Raw genomic sequence first — 16,059 nt, 5'->3', positions numbered from 1 at the left:
CGGTTGCGCAAACACACGGCCCCCACCGCCACTTCGCTCACATCCACGCGAGCCTCGAGCGAGCCCGTCAGCCGCCGGCGAAGGGCGGCAGGACGTCGACGACGGCGCCGTCGGGCAGGACCGTGGCGCGGTCGTGCACCGCGACCTCGTCGAGCAGGAAGCTCGCCGCCCCGAGCACGCGGGCCAGGGCGTCGCCGTGGTCGGCGGCCAGGGCGGTGACGAGGTCGGCGACGGTGGCGCCGTCGGGCACCGCGACGGTCTCGCTGCGCGTGCCGGCCGCGGCCTTGGCGCCGGCGAAGTAGCGGACGGTCACCGTGGCGGCGGGAGCGGTCGTCGCGCTGGTGGACGCGGGAGCGGTCATCATCCTCCGATCGCGCTCATCGGACGGTCGGGCTGCAGGAAACCGGGGTCGTCGATGCCGTGGCCGGGCTTCTTGCCCCACATGGCCACGCGCCACGCGTCGGCGATCTCCTCGTCGGAGCCGCCGCCGCGCAGCAGGCCCCGCAGGTCGTTCTCGGTCTGCGAGAACAGGCAGGTGCGCACCTGGCCGTCGGCGGTGAGCCGCGTGCGGTCGCAGGTGCCGCAGAACGGGCGGGTCACCGAGGCGATGACGCCGACCTTCGCCGGCGTCCCGTCGGGCGCGGTCCAGCCGTCGACGAGGAAGCGCTCGGCCGGGGCGCCGCCGCGCTCGGCGGGGTCGTCGGTGAGGGTGAAGCGGGTGCGCAGCGACGCCAGCACCTGCTCGGCCGTGATCATGCGGTCGCGCTGCCAGGAGTGGCCGGCGTCGAGCGGCATCTGCTCGATGATGCGCAGCTCGTAGCCCTCCTCGAGGGCCCACGCCAGCAGGTCGGGCGCCTCGTCGTCGTTGAGCCCGGGCATGAGCACCGTGTTGACCTTGATCGGGTCCAGCCCGTGCTCCCGCGCCGCGCGCAGGCCGCCGAGGACGTCGTCGAGGCGGTCGCGCCGGGTGATCTCGGCGAACCGCTCGCGTCGGAGCGTGTCCAGCGAGACGTTGACCCGGTCCAGGCCGGCGGCCGCCAGACCGGCGGCGCGGCGGGTCAGCCCGAGCCCGTTGGTGGTCACGGACATCTCCGGGCGCGGCGACAGTGCGGCCGTGGCGGCGACGATGTCCTCGAGGCCCTTGCGCAGCAGCGGCTCGCCGCCGGTGAAGCGGATCTCCTGCACGCCCAGGCGCTCGACGGCGACCCGCACCAGGCGGACGACCTCGTCGTCGGTCAGCGCCTGCTCGCTCGGCATCCACTCCAGGCCCTCGGCGGGCATGCAGTAGGTGCAGCGCAGGTTGCAGCGGTCGGTCAGCGAGACGCGCAGGTCGGTCGCGACCCGGCCCCACGAGTCGACGAGGCGGGGGTCGGAGGGACGGCCCTGGGTGTCGGTGGTGGACGTGGCGGCCCCGGGAACGGCCGGCACACCGAGGTCGAGAGCGGTCATCACGACCACACTAACCGCGTCGCCGCGCTCTGGTGATCAGCATCTCCGCAGGTGGAGGACCGTCTCCGCGCCTGCGGCCGACGCTGGCGGAGATCGGGAGCAGATGCGGGAGCAGGTGTGGAAAAAGGTCCGATCGGAGGGGGTCCGTCACCGTGCCGGACTAGGCTCCCGGACCGGACGCCCTCCACCGAAGGGGAGTCGTGGAATCCGCCATCGACCGCCACCTGCGGTGCCCGCGCACGTTGTCCCGGCGCGCGTCCGACGACTACCGGCCGCCGTTCCCGATCGTCGTCGCCCGCGCGCGCGAGGACGTCACCCAGGTCGTCATGGCCTACCTGGGCGTCCAGTACCGCGGCGAGGAGCACCGCGCGCATGCCCTGGAGACGCTGCGGCGCATCGTCGGGCACTTCGGGCTCGACGACGGCCCCGGGCACCACGACGCCACCCACCACACGGACGCGCAGGGCCGCGAGAACCTCGTCGCGGTCGGCTACTGGCGCGACCCCGAGCGGTACCGGCGGTGGGCGGGTGGTGGGACGCCGACGAGCGCCTGCGGGCGGACGTCGGGGTCTTCCGCGAGGTCGTCATGCCGCGGGTCGACGGGTTCGAGACGCTCTACCCGTTCACCGAGGGGCTGCCCGGTGTCGGCGCGGTCCTGGACGGGGTGAGCGACGAGGTCCAGGAGCACGCCTACTGGGGCGCGATGCGCGACCGGATCCCGCGCTCCCAGACCCGGCCGACCTCTCGAGCAGACCTACGCCATCAGCCACTGGCGCTCGCTCGACCGGCTCGAGCGCTGGGCCGAGTCGCACCCGACCCACCTCAGCCTCTTCGTCGCCTACGTCCGGCGCGCGAAGCGGCTGCCCCGGCTGCGGCTCTACCACGAGGTCTCCGTCGTCGGCGCCGACGACCAGTACTACGAGTACGTCAACTGCCATTCGTCGACGGGCCTGCTGCGCGACGCGCGGCCGGGCGTCTGACGGACCGCCCTCACGGGGGCGGGGGCGGGACGCCGTGGACGGCGGCGCGGGCGATGGCCTGCGCGGCCGCGGTGTCGTCGGCGCCCGTGGTCGGCGCGCCCCTGAACGCGGCGAGGAACGCGGTCATCTGGCAGGCCCCGAGCAGGAGGGTCGCCGTGGCCCGGGGATCGGCCGTGGCGCCGACCCGGCCGGCCTCGGCCTCGGCCGCGAGGAAGGCGGCGAGCGCGTCGACGGGCACGTGCGGCCCGGTCCCGAGGCGGTCGAGGGCGGCGCGGTGGGCGGCGAGGACCGCGGGGTCGGAGAACAGCGACGCCGCGATGGGGAAGGTCTCGCGGTAGAACGCCAGCGCCTCGGCGGCGACCTCCGCGAGGACCGTCTCGACCTCCCCGGTGCCGACGCGGTCGGGCAGGCCGTCGAGCACCTCCCCGAGCCGCGAGGGCACCCGCTCGACCAGCACCGCGACGAACAGTGCCGTCTTGTCCTCGAAGTGCTTGTACAGCGCCGCCTCGGAGAGCCCCACCTCGCGCGCGATCTCCTTCGTCGTCGTGCGCGCGACCCCGCGGGTGCGCATGACGGTCAGGGCCGCGTCGAGGATGCGGTCGCGCGTCGTGCTGCTTGACCGGCGCGGGGACACAAGGCCATTCTACGTTGGTGAGTACTCACTGACCAGGGAGGCGTCGTGCGGCTCGTCGTGCTGGGGGCGTCCGGGCGGACCGGGCGCGAGGTCGTCACGCAGGCGCTCGCGGAGGGCGACGAGGTCGTGGCCGTGGCCCGGCCGGGCTCGGACGTGCCGGACGGCGCGACGGTCGTGCGCGTCGGGTTCGACGACGCCGACGCCGCCGAGGTCCTCGACCGGGCGGTCCGCGGGGCCGACGCCGTGGTGTCGGCGCTGGGGGGCCGGGGTCGCGCGCGCACCACCGTCTGCACCGACGGCGTCACCGCGGCGATCGCCGCGATGCAGCGCACCGGCGTGCGCCGGCTGCTCGTCGTCAGTGCCGCGGGCCTGCCGGGCGAGGGTGACGACCTCGCCGTGCGCCTGCTCGTCAAGCCGATCCTCCAGCGGGTGTTCCGCCACCCGTACGCGGACATGGCGCGGATGGAGGAGGTGGTCCGGGCGAGCGATCGCGACTGGACGATCGTGCGCCCGCCGCGGCTCCTCGACGGGCCCGGCGCCGGCCGCCCCCGACGCGCCCTCGACCGCCACGTGGCCGGCGGGCACCGCCTCGCCCGCGCCGACCTGGCCGGCGAGCTGCTGCGGCTCGCGCGCGAGGACGCGGTCGTCGGGCACCTCGTCGCCGTCGCGGACTGAGGTCCCGCGCCCCGCGACCTCCGGACGGGTGACACGCCGGACACGCGGTTGCCCTGGCCGCACGGCGCGCGGCACTACGGTCGGGCGCCATGTCCACCGGTCGGCGCCGCCTGGGCGGGCTGCTGCCGACGGTGCTGGTGGTGGTGCTGCTCGCGGGCGCGGTCACCGTCGTGGTCCTCCTGCGCCAGCCGCAGCTCCTCCGGGCGCCGTCGGCCGACGTCGTACCGGTGGTGCGCGCCGACGTCGTCACCGAGGTCCGGGCGCCGGGTGCGGTCCGCAGCGCGGGCGAGGCCGACGTGTCGTTCGAGGTCAACGGCACGGTGACCAGCGTCGACGTCACCCCGGGATCGGTGGTCGTGGCCGGCGACGTGCTCGCGACGCTCGACGACAGCACCGCGCGCGCCCGGGTGATCGCGGCGCAGACCGCGGTCGCGAACGGCGCCCGTGACCTCGACGCCGCCCGGAACGCGGTGCCGCCCGACCCCCTGCTGCAGAGCCGGCTCGAGACGACGGCCGCGCGCGACCGCGCCGAGCTGGCCGAGGCCGACCGGGTGCTGGCGGCCACGGTCCTGCGGGCCCCGCGCGACGGGACGGTGATCGCGGTCGCGGGGCAGGTCGGCGACCGCGTCGTCGCCGGCGTGCCCACCCCCGACGACGCGCCGAGCCGCCGCCCCTTCGTGCGCCTCGCCGACCTCGGGACGCTCGTCGTGCGCGCGGCCGTGCCGCCCCGCGACGTCCCCCGGGTGGCGGCGGGGCAGTCCGCGTCCGCGAGCGTCGACGGGGTCGGCGAGCCCCTGTTCGGCGAGGTCGTCGGCGTCGAGCCCGCGCCCGGTCCCGACGGCGCCTACGGCGTCACGATCGCCGCGCCCGTCCCGCCGGCGACGATGCGGGTGGGGCAGGTCGCCGAGGTCCGGGTGCTCGTCGAGCGCGCGATCGGGGTCGTCGTCGTGCCGCCCGCGGCGGTGCGGCGCACGGGCCCGGACCGCGGCACGGTCCTCGTGCGCCCCCAGGACGGGCGCAGCCCCGACCGCGTCGTCGCGGTGACGACGGGACTCGCGGACGCGGTGTCGGTGGAGATCCGCGACGGGCTGCGGGTCGGTGACCGCGTCCTCGTGCCCCGCGACCCGGGACCGCGACCGTGAACCGTCCCGACGAGTGGGAGACCGATCCCGGGGGCTACGGCTACGACGACCGTGACCTCGGCGGACCGCAGCCGGCGGTGCGGGAGCGACCCCGCCCGCGGCGCTGGGTGATCGGGCTGGCGATGCTCACGGTGTTCGTGCTCGGCGTGGTCGGCGGCGTGCTCGCGGACCGCCACCTCGCCGTCGGCTGCGCCGGCTGCCCGCCACCGGCCGGGGTGGGCGTCCCGCTCGTGGGCACGCTCGAGAGCACCGCCGACGGCCTCATCGCCGTCCGGACCCCCGACGGCCGGCTCGTCGCGCTGCGGACGTCACCGGCCACCCGTGTCGTCGGGCAGGAGCCGCGCCCGGGACCGGTCGGCGCGCTGCCGCGGGGGACGCGCGTGACCGTGCTGGGCGTCCCGGACACCGACGGCGTGCTCACGGTGGAGTCGGTCGGCGTCCCGGGCTGACGGTCGTCAGAACGCGCGGCCGAGCCAGGCGAGCAGGTCGGCGCCCCACCAGGACGAGGTCGGCGCGGCCGCGGGCAGGGGGCGCGCGGGCGGCAGGTCGGCGGTGGGGAGCGGCACGCCGGGGACCAGCGCGGCGGGCGGGACGACGGGCGTCGTGGTGGTGGTCGTCGGTGTCGTGGTCGAGGTGGTGGTGGTGGTCGGCTCGGTCGTGTCCGGCTCCGACGTCGGTGGCGTGGTGGTCGTGGGTGTCGTGGTGGTGGGCGCCGGGGTCGTGGTGGTCGGCTCCGGCCTCGCCGTCGTGGTGGTGGTCGGCTCGGTGGTGGTCGGCTCGGTGGTGGTCGTGGTCGTCGGCCGGGGAGTCGTCGTGGCGGTCGTGGGCGTCGTGGGCGTCGTGGGCTGTGTCGTGGTCGTGGTCGGCTGGGCCGTGGTCGTGGTGGTCGGTCGGGCGGAGGTGGTGCTCGTGCTCGTCGGCGCGGTGACGGTCGCGGTCTCGGTGCGGGTCCGGGTCCGGGTCTCGGTGCGCGTCTCGGTCCGGGTGGCCGTGGTCGGCGGCACGGCGGTGGTGGTCAGCCACAGCCCGCGCAGCACCGGGCCCGTGCCGGCGCCCTCGCGGCGCAACAGCACGCGCACGGAGATCTCGGTGCTCGGGCCGCCGAGGCGCGCGCCGCCCTCGCGGGGCACGGTGACCCAGGCGCCCCAGCCGCCGTCGCCGCGCAGCCCGCGGGCCTCGACGACGACGGAGCTGCCGGCCGGCACGTCGGCGGCCGCGACCCCGCGCACGGTGTCGACGACGCCCGCGGTGCGCCGCGGCGCGAGCACCAGCTCGCCGGAGCGCACGTCCGTGCCCGCGAGGCGGATGGCGCCGGCGTCGAGCACGACGTCGCGGTCGTCGCCGCCCTCGATCGCCAGCTCCGCCGCCCAGCTCTCGGTCCGGGGTGCCGGGTCGGTGCTGGCGCCGGCGGGCACGGCGAGGACGACGGCCAGCCCGAGGGCGCCGGCCGCGACCGCGAGGGCGCCGTGGCGGAACGGGTCAGCAGGACGGGACATCGCGCGCCTCCACCTGGTCGGCCGGGACGAACTGGGCGGGTCCGAGGCGCAGCCATCGGGGGCCGGCGCCGGTGCGGCCGGCAGCGGTGTCCACGGCGCAGTCGTAGGACACCCGCGCGTGCGGGGCGACGACGCCGACGACGGCCGCGTCCGGCGCGGGGGCGGCGCGGACCTCGAGGCGGGCCTCGCGGTCGCGGGCGGGGGCCGAGGGGCCGGAGCCGGTCCACAGGTACGTGACGGTCACCCAGGCGTTGTCGCGCAGCCCGAGGTCGTCGCGGAACGTGCCGTCGGCGAGGTCGATCCCCGCCGGGTTGCGCACGCGGCGCCCGGAACCGTCCCGGCCGTCGCGGTAGCCGTCGGTGAAGGCGGCCTCGGCCTGGGGTCGCCCGCGGGGCAGGTCGCCGAAGGCCTGGCGCCGCCGGCCCTCGCTCCAGTAGTCGTCGGTGGTGTTCCAGGGCCCGATGTCCCAGACGGGCGCCCACGTGCACCGGTTCTCCGCGGCGCAGACGCGCACGGTGTAGTCGCCGGACTCCTGCGGGCCGAGGCTGCGCCGCGAGGGCAGCGCGACGAACCGGTCGTCGCGCGCGACCTCGTGGCCGTTGGCGGTGTCGTTGCCGACGAGGCCGATGCGGGTGGCGAAGACGCGGCTGGTCACCGGCGTCGCCGGGCGCGGGACGCCGAGGCCGAGCGGGGCCCGGTCAGCGGTGAGCCACAGGCGTCGCAGGGCGGGGCCGGAGCCGTCGGGTGCCGCGACGAGGGTGACGCGCACCTGCAGCTCGACCGTCGGCTCGTCGAGGCGGGCGGGGCTCTCGGGGCGGGCCTCGCGCCACTCGCTCCACGTGCCGTCGTCGCGGGTGCCGCGCACCGACACGACGACCTCCGCGCCCGGCGGGACGTCGGCGGTGACCTCGGCCGCGACGCGGTCGGTGATCGCGGCCGGCCGCCGGGGGGCGAGCAGCAGGGTCCCCTCGGCGGGGACCGGTCCGGCGCTCGTGGGTCGGGGCGCGAGGTCGCGCAGCCGGACCGCGTCGTTCGCCGCCACGACGTTCGCGTCGTCGCCGCCGGTGATGGCGAGCTCGGCGGCCCACGACTCGGCCGCGGGCACCGCCTCGGCGACCGGGGCCGTGACGACCGCGGTGAGGACCGACGCGACGACCGCGCCCACCGCGACGGCGGCCCCCACGGCGCTCCGCGCCCCCGGCGCCGGGACCCTCCGCGTCGTGCCCGGTCCGGTCCGGCCGTCGGCCATCGGCGCTCCCTGCGCGTCGGGTCCCCGTGCCGCCGAGGACGTCGCGGGACATGCAAGGTCGTGGACTCTCCGTCGACAAGTGAAACGCCTGTCGATGCATGTGGGTGATACCCGGCCAGGCGACTTACAGCACTGTCATTTTCGTGATCGTCGCGCCGCGCGTCGTGCCATCGGAGATCACGCCGATGAGGTACCTCTACCGGGTGCGCGAGGACGGGGGGTCCGGGGAGACGTGTGTCGTCCACGACGAGCGACCCCAGGCACGACGACGCCTACGGTTGCTCGTCGACTCGGTCGCGGGCCCCGACGGCGTGGCCGTCGCGCGGGACGCCGACGACCTGATGGCCCACCTCGCGGCGACCCCGGGCGCGATCGCGGTGCTCGGGCTGGCCGAGACCGAGCCGACCGGGCTCGCCGTCGTGCGCCGTGTGCTGGCCGACGCGCCGGGCACCGGCGTCCTCGTCGCGGGGTCGGCGGGTGCCCACGCGCCCGCCCAGCAGGCGGTCGCCGAGGGCGCGGCGGGGTTCCTGCGCTGGGACGCGCCGCGGGCGATGATCCGCACGCTCGTGCGCAGCACCGCCGCCACCGCCGCCGGCGACGACCTGGTGCCCCGCCCGGCGGCGCCCGCGGACGGCCCGGCGGTCGGGTCGCGGGTCGACGGTCTGCACGACGTGGTCGTCGACCTCGAGGCCCAGCGGCGCCTGGAGCTGTCGGTGCGCGAGGTGCAGGTGCTCATCGGCGTCAGCCGGGGGCTGACCAACGCCGACATCGGCAAGCGGCTCTACCTGTCCGACCACACGGTGAAGTCGCACACCGGGCACCTGTTCCGCAAGCTCGGCGCGAGCGACCGGGCGCAGGCGGTCAGCCACGCCTGGCGCCTCGGGCTCTTCGTCCCCGCGCCCGCCCGCGCCAGGTGCGCTCCGCGCAGGTGAGCAGGAAGAAGTGCTCCAGCACTTCTTTCTGCTCACGAGCGCGTCAGCGCACCGGTCAGCCGTGGGCCTTGAGCTCCTGGCGCGCGACGGAGCGCAGGTGCACCTCGTCCGGGCCGTCGGCGAGGCGCAGCGCGCGGGCCCAGGCGTAGGCGTAGGCCAGCGGGAAGTCGTCGGAGACCCCGCCGCCGCCGTGGATCTGGATCGCGCGGTCGATGACGTCGCACGCCATCCGCGGGCAGATGACCTTGATCGCCGCGATCTCCGTCGCCGCGCCGCGCGAGCCCACGTTGTCGATCAGCCAGGCCGTCTTCAGCACGAGCAGGCGGGCCTGCTCGATCGCGATGCGGCTCTCGGCGATCTGCTCGCGCACCACGCCCTGCTCGCCGAGGGTCTTGCCGAACGCGACGCGCTCGTTGGCGCGGCGCACCATGGCGTCCACCGCGCGCTCGGCCATGCCGATGAGGCGCATGCAGTGGTGGATGCGGCCCGGGCCGAGGCGTGCCTGGGCGATGGCGAAGCCGCCGCCCTCCTCGCCGAGGAGGTTCGACGCCGGCACCCGGACCTCGTTCAGCTCGAGCTCGCAGTGCCCGTGCTGGTCCTGGTAGCCGAAGACCGGCAGCGGGCGGGTGACCGTCAGCCCCGGGGCGTCGCGGGGGACGAGCACCATCGACTGCTGGCGGTGCGTGGGGGCGTCCGGGTCGGTCTTGCCCATGACGATGAAGATCTGGCAGCGCGGGTCGGCCGCGCCGGAGATCCACCACTTCTTGCCGGTGATGACGTACTCGTCACCCTCGCGCCGGATCGACGTCGTGATGTTGGTGGCGTCCGACGACGCGACGGCCGGCTCGGTCATGGCGAACGCGGAGCGGATCTCGCCGGCGAGCAGGGGCTCGAGCCACTGCTGCTTCTGCTCGGTGGTGCCGAACAGGTGCAGGGTCTCCATGTTGCCGGTGTCGGGCGCCTGGCAGTTGATCGCCTCGGGCGCGATCACCGGCGACCAGCCCGACACCTCGGCGATCGGGGCGTACTCGAGGTTCGACAGCCCCGAGATGTCCGGCAGGAACAGGTTCCAGAGCCCGCGGCGGCGGGCCTCGCTCTTGAGCTCCTCCATCACCGGCGGCAGGTCGTGCTCGGCCGGCGTCCCGCGCCGCTCCTCGCGCCAGGCGTCGTAGACCTTCTCGGCGGGCAGGACCGCCTCGTCGAGGAAGGCCCGCATGCGGTCGGTGTAGTCCTGGGCCGCGGCGCTGGGTGCGAAGTCCACCACCGCACCTTCCCACCGCCTCGCCGCGGCGGCGAGTGCGGATCGTCACGACCGATCTCCGGACCTGCGGGACTCGAGGGCCCTGTACAGGCGCAGTCTCGGGCCTAGACTCCCCTCCCGTGACGCACTTCCGGATCGCCGAGGCCGCCCGGCTGCTCGGGGTCAGCGACGACACGGTGCGGCGGTGGACCGACGGCGGCGCGCTGCCGGTGTCGACCGACGCCAGCGGCCGCAAGGTCATCGCCGGCGCCGACCTCGCCGCCTTCGCGCGCGCCCAGGCCCACGCCACCCCCGACCCGTCCGGGGTGGGGCGCTCCGCGCGCAACCGCTTCGTCGGCCTGGTGACACGGGTGCACAGCGACGAGGTGATGTCGCAGGTCGAGATGCAGTGCGGGCCGCACCGCGTGGTGTCGCTGATGAGCACCGAGGCCGTCGAGGAACTCGGGCTCGAGGTCGGATCGCTGGCGGTCTCGATCGTCAAGGCGTCGCAGATCATCGTCGAGACCCCCGGTGGCATGGCGTGAGCAGCGCCCGCAGGCACGTCATGACGGCCCTGACCGCCGCGCTCGCGCTGGCCGTCACGGCGTGCGGATCGTCCGGGGACCAACAGCCCGCCCGCACGCTCACCGTCTCGGCGGCCGCGTCGCTGACCGACGTCTACAACGCGCTGAAGCCGTCGTTCGAGCAGGCCGACCCGGGCACGACGGTCGTGTTCAACTTCGGCGGCTCGGACACGCTCGCCCAGCAGGTCGTGCAGGGCGCGCCCGCCGACGTCCTGGCCACCGCGAGCACCCGCACGATGCAGACCGCGCAGCAGGCCGGGCGCATCGCGGGCGAGCCGGTCACCTACGCGTCCAACCGGCTCCAGATCGCCGTCCAGCCGGGCAACCCCGAGCAGGTCACGGGGCTCGCGTCGCTGGTCGGGCCGCAGGTCACCGAGTCGGTGTGCGCACCCGCCGTCCCGTGCGGGGCCGCCACCGAGGCCGCCGAGCGCGCCGCGAACGTCATGCTGGACCCGGTCAGCGAGGAGCAGGACGTCCGCTCGGTGCTCCAGCGCGTGCAGACCCGCAACGTCGACGCCGGCCTCGTCTACGTCACCGACGTGCGGTCGGCGGGCGGGCAGGTCCAGGGCGTCGACTTCCCGCAGGCGAGCGCCCAGGGCGCGGCGCAGGACTACCTCATCGGCGCCGTCGCCGGCAGGCCGGACGCCGACCTCGCCGACAGGTGGATCCAGTTCGTCACCGGCCCCCAGGGCGACGCGGCCCTGCAGCGGGCCGGGTTCACGCTGCGGTGACGCGCACCCGCCGGGGCGGCGCCGTCACGCTCACGCTGCCCTGGCCGGTGTGGGTGCCGGCGGTGGTGGGGTTCGGGCTCATCGCGGTGCCCGTGGCCGGGCTCGTGCTCCGGACGAACTGGCCGGACTTCGGTGCGCTCGTCACCACCCCCGCCGCGCTCGACGCGCTGTGGCTCTCGCTGCGCACGGGGCTGGTGTCGACGGCGCTGTGCCTGCTGCTCGGGACCCCGCTCGCGCTCGTGCTGGCGCGCTCCGACCTGCCCGGGCTGCCGGTGCTGCGCTCCGTCGTGCTGCTGCCGCTGGTGCTGCCGCCCGTGGTCGGCGGCCTGACGCTGCTGTTCCTGCTCGGGCGCACGGGACCGATCGGTCAGCTGCTCGACGCGTGGTTCGGGATCACGGTGCCGTTCTCCACCGAGGCCGTCGTCATCGCGCAGACGTTCGTCGCGATGCCCTTCCTCGTCGTCAGCCTCGAAGGGGCGCTGCGGACGGCGGGCGAGCGCTACGAGGTCGTCGCCGCGACCCTCGGCGCGTCGCCGCTGACCGCGCTGCGGCGGGTGACGCTGCCCGTGGTGCTGCCGGGGCTGGTGTCGGGGTCGGTGCTGGCGTTCGCCCGCGCGCTCGGCGAGTTCGGCGCGACGATCGCCTTCGCCGGCAACCTGCAGGGCACGACCCAGACCCTGCCGCTGCTGATCTACATCCAGTCGCAGAACGACCTCGACGGCGCGGTGGCGATGTCCCTGGTGCTGGTCGTCGTCGCGGTGGTCGTCATCGTCGCCACCCGCACCCGCGACGTCTCGGGCGTGCGGTGACCGCGCTCGAGGCCCGGGTGAGGACGCGGCGCGGCGGGTTCACGCTCGACGTCGCGGTCGAGGTCGCGCCGGGCGAGGTGGTCGCGGTGCTCGGGCCGAACGGGTCGGGCAAGTCGACGCTGCTCGGGACGCTCGCGGGGCTCGACGCGCCCGAGGACGCGCGGATCACCCTCGGCGGGCGGGTGCTCACCGACACCGCCGCGGGCGTCGCGGTGCCCGCCCACCGGCGCCGGGTGGGGCTGCTCAGCCAGCAGGCGCTGCTCTTCCCGCACCTCTCCGCGCGCGACAACGTCGCCTTCGGGCCCCGCTGCGCCGGGCGGGGGCGACGGGCGGCGCGGGCGGCGGCGGACGCGCGGCTCGCCGACGTCGGCCTCCCCGAGCTCGCCGAGCGCCGCCCGGCGGAGCTCTCGGGCGGGCAGGCGCAGCGGGTGGCGATCGCCCGCGCGCTCGCCGTGGAGCCCGAGCTCCTCCTGCTCGACGAGCCCTTCGCCGCGCTCGACGTCGACGCCGCGCCCGCGGTGCGCTCGGTGCTGCGCCGGGTCGTGCGGCAGACCGGGCAGACGACGCTGCTGGTCACCCACGACGTGGTCGACGCCGTGGTGCTCGCCGACCGTCTCGTGGTGCTGGCCGACGGCGAGGTCGTCGAGCACGGCCCGACCGCCGAGGTGCTGGCGCGCCCGCGCTCGGCGTTCGCGGCGCGGATCGCGGGGCTGGACCTCGTCGGGGGCGCGGCGTCGGCGGCCGGGCTGACGACGTCCGAGGGCACCACGGTGCACGGGCGCGCTTCCGAGGAGCTGGCGGACGGCGAGCCGGCGGTCGCGGTGTTCCCGCCGAGCGCGGTCGCGGTGCACCGCAAGCACCCCGAGGGCAGCCCCCGCAACGTGCTCCCGGTGCGCCTCGCGGCCCTCGAACCGCGCGGCGAGGTGGTGCGCCTGCGCGCGGCGGCGGCGCCGGGCGGTCCGGGGTGGGCCGAGGGCCTCGCCGCCGACGTCACCCCGGCCGCCGTCGCCGAGCTCGGCGTGGAGCCGGGCGACGAGCTGTGGTTCGCGGTCAAGGCCACCGAGGTCGCCGTGCACCCGCGCCGCCGCTAGGTGCGCGCCAGCGCACCTCAGAGGTCGGGCGGGCCCCCGAACAGCGGCTCGTCGACGGCGCGGATCTCCTGGCCGGGCAGGCCCTCGGGGTGCTCGCGGCGCACCGACTCCAGCGCGGTCAGCGCCAGGTCGAGGTGGTGGCGCTTGGACGCCTCGTAGAACTCCTGCGCGCCCGCCGCGAGCTTCGGCGAGCCGTGCAGCGGCTTGTCCGAGACGCAGAGCAGCGTCGCGTGGGGCACGCGGTAGCGGAAGCCGTTGGCCGCGATCGTCGCCGACTCCATGTCGACCGCGACGCTGCGGCTCAGCTGCATCGCCCGCAGCGTCGCCTGCTGGTTGAACTCCCAGTTCCGGTTGTCGGTGGTGTGCACGATGCCCAGCCGGTAGGTCATGCCCGCCCGCTGGAGCGCGTCGAGCAGGTAGGAGTTCAGGCGGTGGTTGGGCACCACGGGCACGTCGAGCGGCAGCACCTCGTCGAGGACGTGGTCGGCGCGCTGGTAGCCGGTGGCCAGCACGAAGTCGCCCTTCTGCTGGTGGTTCCGCAGCCCGCCGCAGTGCCCGATCATGATCATGGTGTCGGGCCGCAGGACGGCGACGTGGTCGGTGCCGGTCTTCGCGTTGGCGGGTCCGACGCCGATGTTCACGAGGCTCACGCCGTCGCCGGCCTCGGTGACGTGGTGGTAGGCGGGCATCTGGGTGCCGGGGCGCTCGGGGCGCACGGCGTCGGGGAAGCGCTCGAGGAACGCCTCGACGTGCATGGCGTAGTTCGTGAACAGCACGTGGCGCTGGAACGCGACGGCCGGCGTGCCCGTGTAGTGGCCGATCCGGTCGATCGAGAGCGCCATGCGCTCGGGGGAGAACAGGAAGAGCTTCTTCGAGCGCGTGTCGACGCGGTCCTCGTCGAGGGCGACGAAGAAGTCGGGGTCGTCGAACGGCGGCTGCACCCGCGAGGGCCGGGCGGTGATCCGCGCGCCCATGGTCAGCAGCGACGCCAGCTCGCGGCACAGGTAGCGCCGGATCGCCCCGGCGCGAGCGAACTCGCCGTCGAGGCGGGGGTTGTGCTGCGACCAGGGGCGCACGACCTCGAGCCGCCCGTACCAGCCGTCCTCGTCGGCGGCCACGAGCACGTCGACGAGCCGGTCGGTGACCTTCTCGACGTCCTCCCCCTGCAGGTCGGTGCCGTCGACCTCGACCACGTCACCCATGGCCGCCATGCTCCCAGGCCCCTCCGTCCGTCCGGTGACGGCGGGGCGGCCGCCGTGACATCGTGGCCCCGACCACAGTGGTCACATCACGTGCTCGTGCCCGGAGGTCTTCTGTGACGGCGCCCGCCCAGCCCCTCGTCCCCAGCTACACCTCGGGGATCTCGGACATCCCCCTGCTCGGGGACACCATCGGCGACAACCTCGACCGCACCGCCGGTGCGCGACCGGACGCCGAGGCGCTGGTCGACCGGGCGCGGGGCGAGCGGTTCACGTGGGCACAGTTCGTGGCCGAGGTCGACGCGCTCGCGCTCGGGCTGCTCGAGGCCGGCGTGGCCGTCGGCGACCGGGTCGGCATCTGGGCGCCCAACTGCTCGCCCTGGACGCTGCTGCAGTACGCGACGGCGAAGATCGGCGCGATCCTCGTCAACATCAACCCGGCGTACCGGACCCACGAGCTCGCCTTCGTGCTCGACCAGGCGGGCATCTCGCTGCTGGTCGCCGCGCGCAGCTTCAAGACCTCCGACTACGCCGCGATGATCGAGGAGGTCCGGCCCGAGCGGCAGGCGCTGCAGCGGGTCGTGATCATCGACTCCGACGAGTGGCACGGCCTGTTCGACCGCTCCGGCGACACGTCCCGCGTGCGCGAGGTGCAGGCGACGCTGACGCCGGACGACCCGATCAACATCCAGTACACGTCGGGGACCACCGGGTTCCCGAAGGGCGCGACGCTGTCGCACCACAACATCCTCAACAACGGCTTCTTCGTCGGGCAGCTCTGCGGCTACACCGACGTCGACCGCGTCTGCATCCCCGTGCCCTTCTACCACTGCTTCGGCATGGTGATGGGCAACCTCGCGTGCACCAGCTCCGGCGCGACCATGGTCATCCCCGCGCCCGGGTTCGACCCGACGCTGACCCTCGAGGCCGTCGCCGAGGAGCGGTGCACCTCGCTCTACGGCGTGCCGACGATGTTCATCGCCGAGCTGGGGCTGGACGACTTCGAGTCCTACGACCTCACGAGCCTGCGCACCGGGATCATGGCGGGCTCGCCGTGCCCGATCGAGGTGATGAAGCAGGTCGTCGAGCGGATGGGCATGAGCGAGGTGTCGATCTGCTACGGCATGACCGAGACCAGCCCCGTGTCCACCCAGACCCGCCGCGACGACTCGCTCGACCGCCGCGTGTCCACCGTGGGCCGCACGATGCCCCACCTCGAGTCGAAGATCGTCGACCCGGAGACCGGCCGCACCGTGCCCCGCGGCGAGCCCGGCGAGCTGTGCACCCGCGGCTACTCGGTGATGCTCGGCTACTGGGACCAGCCCGAGAAGACCGCCGAGGTCATCGACCGGGCCCGCTGGATGCACACCGGCGACCTCGGCGTCATGGACGACGAGGGCTACATCAACATCACCGGCCGGATCAAGGACATGGTCATCCGCGGCGGCGAGAACATCTACCCGCGCGAGATCGAGGAGTTCCTCTACACCCACCCCGACGTCGTCGACGCCCAGGTCATCGGCGTGCCCGACGAGCGCTACGGCGAGGAGCTCATGGCGTGGGTGCGGATGCGGCCGGGCGCCGAGCCGCTCACCGCGGAGGCGATCCGGGAGTTCTCCTCCGGCAAGCTCGCCCACTACAAGATCCCGCGCTACGTGCACGTCGTCGACGAGTTCCCGATGACCGTCACGGGCAAGGTCCGCAAGGTGGAGATGCGCGCCGAGGCCGTCGAGCTGCTGGGCCTGAGCCAGAGCCCGACGGCCTGAGCCCGACGCAGGATCGGGCCGCGGATCGGGTAGGTGGCGTCCGCACGGCGGATTCGTGGTGGCTGCGCGGGGATATCCTGGA

The 16,059-nt window shown here is 75.2% G+C and carries 16 protein-coding genes and 2 pseudogenes; 11 read left to right on the top strand and 7 right to left on the bottom strand.

The features are described 5' to 3' along the window. Positions 1 to 67: 67 nt before the first annotated feature. Positions 68 to 364 carry a MoaD/ThiS family protein gene (locus PGB27_RS26000; protein ID WP_456298483.1) on the bottom strand — a complete coding sequence of 99 codons (297 nt, stop codon included), beginning with the start codon at positions 362 to 364 and terminating at the stop codon, positions 68 to 70. After that, positions 361 to 1,449, bottom strand: coding sequence for a GTP 3',8-cyclase MoaA (gene moaA / locus PGB27_RS25995; RefSeq protein ID WP_274203342.1), 1,089 nt, complete (start codon positions 1,447 to 1,449; stop codon positions 361 to 363). Before moaA ends, PGB27_RS26000 begins: the two co-directional genes overlap by 4 nt. Positions 1,450 to 1,775: 326 nt before the next feature. Between moaA and PGB27_RS25990 the strand changes: the two are divergent. Both PGB27_RS25990 and PGB27_RS29515 read left to right on the top strand, forming a co-directional pair. Beyond that, a pseudogene (locus tag PGB27_RS25990) lies at positions 1,776 to 2,143 on the top strand (phenylacetaldoxime dehydratase family protein); the annotation flags it as partial. A gap of 64 nt (positions 2,144 to 2,207) precedes the next feature. Next, a pseudogene (locus PGB27_RS29515) lies at positions 2,208 to 2,429 on the top strand (phenylacetaldoxime dehydratase family protein); the annotation flags it as partial. Positions 2,430 to 2,439: 10 nt separating this feature from the next. On the opposite strand, the gene PGB27_RS25985 reads toward PGB27_RS29515, so the two are convergent. Next, positions 2,440 to 3,063 (bottom strand): TetR/AcrR family transcriptional regulator, encoded by a 624-nt coding sequence (locus PGB27_RS25985; RefSeq protein WP_274203340.1) that lies wholly within the window; start codon positions 3,061 to 3,063, stop codon positions 2,440 to 2,442. A 45-nt stretch (positions 3,064 to 3,108) separates the two neighbouring features. Here PGB27_RS25985 and PGB27_RS25980 point away from each other — a divergent pair, with 45 nt between their 5' ends. From PGB27_RS25980 to PGB27_RS25970, 3 genes are all read left to right on the top strand, one after another. Beyond that, positions 3,109 to 3,738, top strand: coding sequence for an NAD(P)-dependent oxidoreductase (locus PGB27_RS25980; protein ID WP_274203339.1), 630 nt, complete (start codon positions 3,109 to 3,111; stop codon positions 3,736 to 3,738). Positions 3,739 to 3,827: 89 nt separating this feature from the next. Continuing rightward, positions 3,828 to 4,880, top strand: a complete 1,053-nt coding sequence (locus PGB27_RS25975) for an efflux RND transporter periplasmic adaptor subunit (protein WP_274203338.1) — start codon at positions 3,828 to 3,830, stop codon at positions 4,878 to 4,880. Further along, positions 4,877 to 5,329: a hypothetical protein gene (locus PGB27_RS25970; RefSeq protein ID WP_274203337.1), complete on the top strand. Its 453-nt coding sequence runs from the start codon at positions 4,877 to 4,879 to the stop codon at positions 5,327 to 5,329. The genes PGB27_RS25975 and PGB27_RS25970 overlap by 4 nt, the downstream gene beginning before the upstream one ends. A gap of 6 nt (positions 5,330 to 5,335) precedes the next feature. Here the strand turns inward: PGB27_RS25970 and PGB27_RS25965 are convergent, their stop codons facing one another. Together PGB27_RS25965 and PGB27_RS25960 are read right to left on the bottom strand one after the other, a co-directional pair. After that, positions 5,336 to 6,376: a hypothetical protein gene (locus tag PGB27_RS25965; protein WP_274203336.1), complete on the bottom strand. Its 1,041-nt coding sequence runs from the start codon at positions 6,374 to 6,376 to the stop codon at positions 5,336 to 5,338. Further along, entirely contained in the window at positions 6,360 to 7,625 is a 1,266-nt protein-coding gene (locus PGB27_RS25960; RefSeq protein WP_274203335.1) for a hypothetical protein, read from the bottom strand. The genes PGB27_RS25965 and PGB27_RS25960 overlap by 17 nt, the downstream gene beginning before the upstream one ends. Before the next feature lie 185 nt (positions 7,626 to 7,810). Between PGB27_RS25960 and PGB27_RS25955 the strand changes: the two genes are divergently transcribed. Beyond that, a complete protein-coding gene (locus PGB27_RS25955; RefSeq protein WP_274203334.1) occupies positions 7,811 to 8,557 on the top strand; it encodes a response regulator transcription factor in 747 nt (248 codons plus the stop codon). A 55-nt stretch (positions 8,558 to 8,612) separates the two neighbouring features. Here the strand turns inward: PGB27_RS25955 and PGB27_RS25950 are convergent, their stop codons facing one another. Further along, entirely contained in the window at positions 8,613 to 9,818 is a 1,206-nt protein-coding gene (locus PGB27_RS25950) for an acyl-CoA dehydrogenase family protein (RefSeq protein ID WP_274203333.1), read from the bottom strand. A gap of 119 nt (positions 9,819 to 9,937) precedes the next feature. On the opposite strand from PGB27_RS25950, the gene PGB27_RS25945 reads away from it, so the two are divergent. The 4 genes from PGB27_RS25945 to PGB27_RS25930 are packed head-to-tail and all read left to right on the top strand — an operon-like array spanning position 9,938 to position 13,012. After that, a complete protein-coding gene (locus tag PGB27_RS25945) occupies positions 9,938 to 10,342 on the top strand; it encodes a TOBE domain-containing protein (protein WP_274203332.1) in 405 nt (134 codons plus the stop codon). Next, positions 10,339 to 11,112, top strand: coding sequence for a molybdate ABC transporter substrate-binding protein (modA, locus tag PGB27_RS25940; RefSeq protein ID WP_274203331.1), 774 nt, complete (start codon positions 10,339 to 10,341; stop codon positions 11,110 to 11,112). The genes PGB27_RS25945 and modA overlap by 4 nt, the downstream gene beginning before the upstream one ends. Positions 11,113 to 11,147: 35 nt before the next feature. After that, entirely contained in the window at positions 11,148 to 11,921 is a 774-nt protein-coding gene (locus PGB27_RS25935; protein ID WP_274203349.1) for an ABC transporter permease, read from the top strand. Further along, complete coding sequence (locus PGB27_RS25930; RefSeq protein WP_274203330.1) at positions 11,918 to 13,012, top strand: sulfate/molybdate ABC transporter ATP-binding protein; 1,095 nt, start codon at positions 11,918 to 11,920, stop codon at positions 13,010 to 13,012. The genes PGB27_RS25935 and PGB27_RS25930 overlap by 4 nt, the downstream gene beginning before the upstream one ends. A gap of 17 nt (positions 13,013 to 13,029) precedes the next feature. Here PGB27_RS25930 and PGB27_RS25925 read toward each other — a convergent pair whose 3' ends face one another. Then, positions 13,030 to 14,214, bottom strand: coding sequence for a phosphorylase family protein (locus PGB27_RS25925; protein WP_274203329.1), 1,185 nt, complete (start codon positions 14,212 to 14,214; stop codon positions 13,030 to 13,032). Between the two features lie 113 nt (positions 14,215 to 14,327). Here PGB27_RS25925 and PGB27_RS25920 point away from each other — a divergent pair, with 113 nt between their 5' ends. Continuing rightward, positions 14,328 to 15,977: an AMP-binding protein gene (locus PGB27_RS25920; protein ID WP_274203328.1), complete on the top strand. Its 1,650-nt coding sequence runs from the start codon at positions 14,328 to 14,330 to the stop codon at positions 15,975 to 15,977. Positions 15,978 to 16,059: the final 82 nt, after the last annotated feature.

Origin of the sequence: Actinomycetospora lemnae, from assembly GCF_028737315.1 — a bacterium.
GTDB lineage: Bacteria > Actinomycetota > Actinomycetes > Mycobacteriales > Pseudonocardiaceae > Actinomycetospora > Actinomycetospora lemnae.
The sequence above is the reverse complement of the archived record's forward strand: the minus strand, read 5'-3'. Positions and strand labels throughout refer to the sequence as shown.

Coding starts and splice junctions, on each gene's coding strand:
- PGB27_RS26000 (WP_456298483.1), bottom strand. CDS start 364: ATGATGACCGCTCCCGCGTCCACCAGCGCGACGACCGCTCCCGCCGCC.
- moaA (WP_274203342.1), bottom strand. CDS start 1,449: ATGACCGCTCTCGACCTCGGTGTGCCGGCCGTTCCCGGGGCCGCCACG.
- PGB27_RS25975 (WP_274203338.1), top strand. CDS start 3,828: ATGTCCACCGGTCGGCGCCGCCTGGGCGGGCTGCTGCCGACGGTGCTG.
- PGB27_RS25965 (WP_274203336.1), bottom strand. CDS start 6,376: ATGTCCCGTCCTGCTGACCCGTTCCGCCACGGCGCCCTCGCGGTCGCG.
- PGB27_RS25960 (WP_274203335.1), bottom strand. CDS start 7,625: ATGGCCGACGGCCGGACCGGACCGGGCACGACGCGGAGGGTCCCGGCG.
- PGB27_RS25955 (WP_274203334.1), top strand. CDS start 7,811: ATGAGGTACCTCTACCGGGTGCGCGAGGACGGGGGGTCCGGGGAGACG.
- PGB27_RS25925 (WP_274203329.1), bottom strand. CDS start 14,214: ATGGGTGACGTGGTCGAGGTCGACGGCACCGACCTGCAGGGGGAGGAC.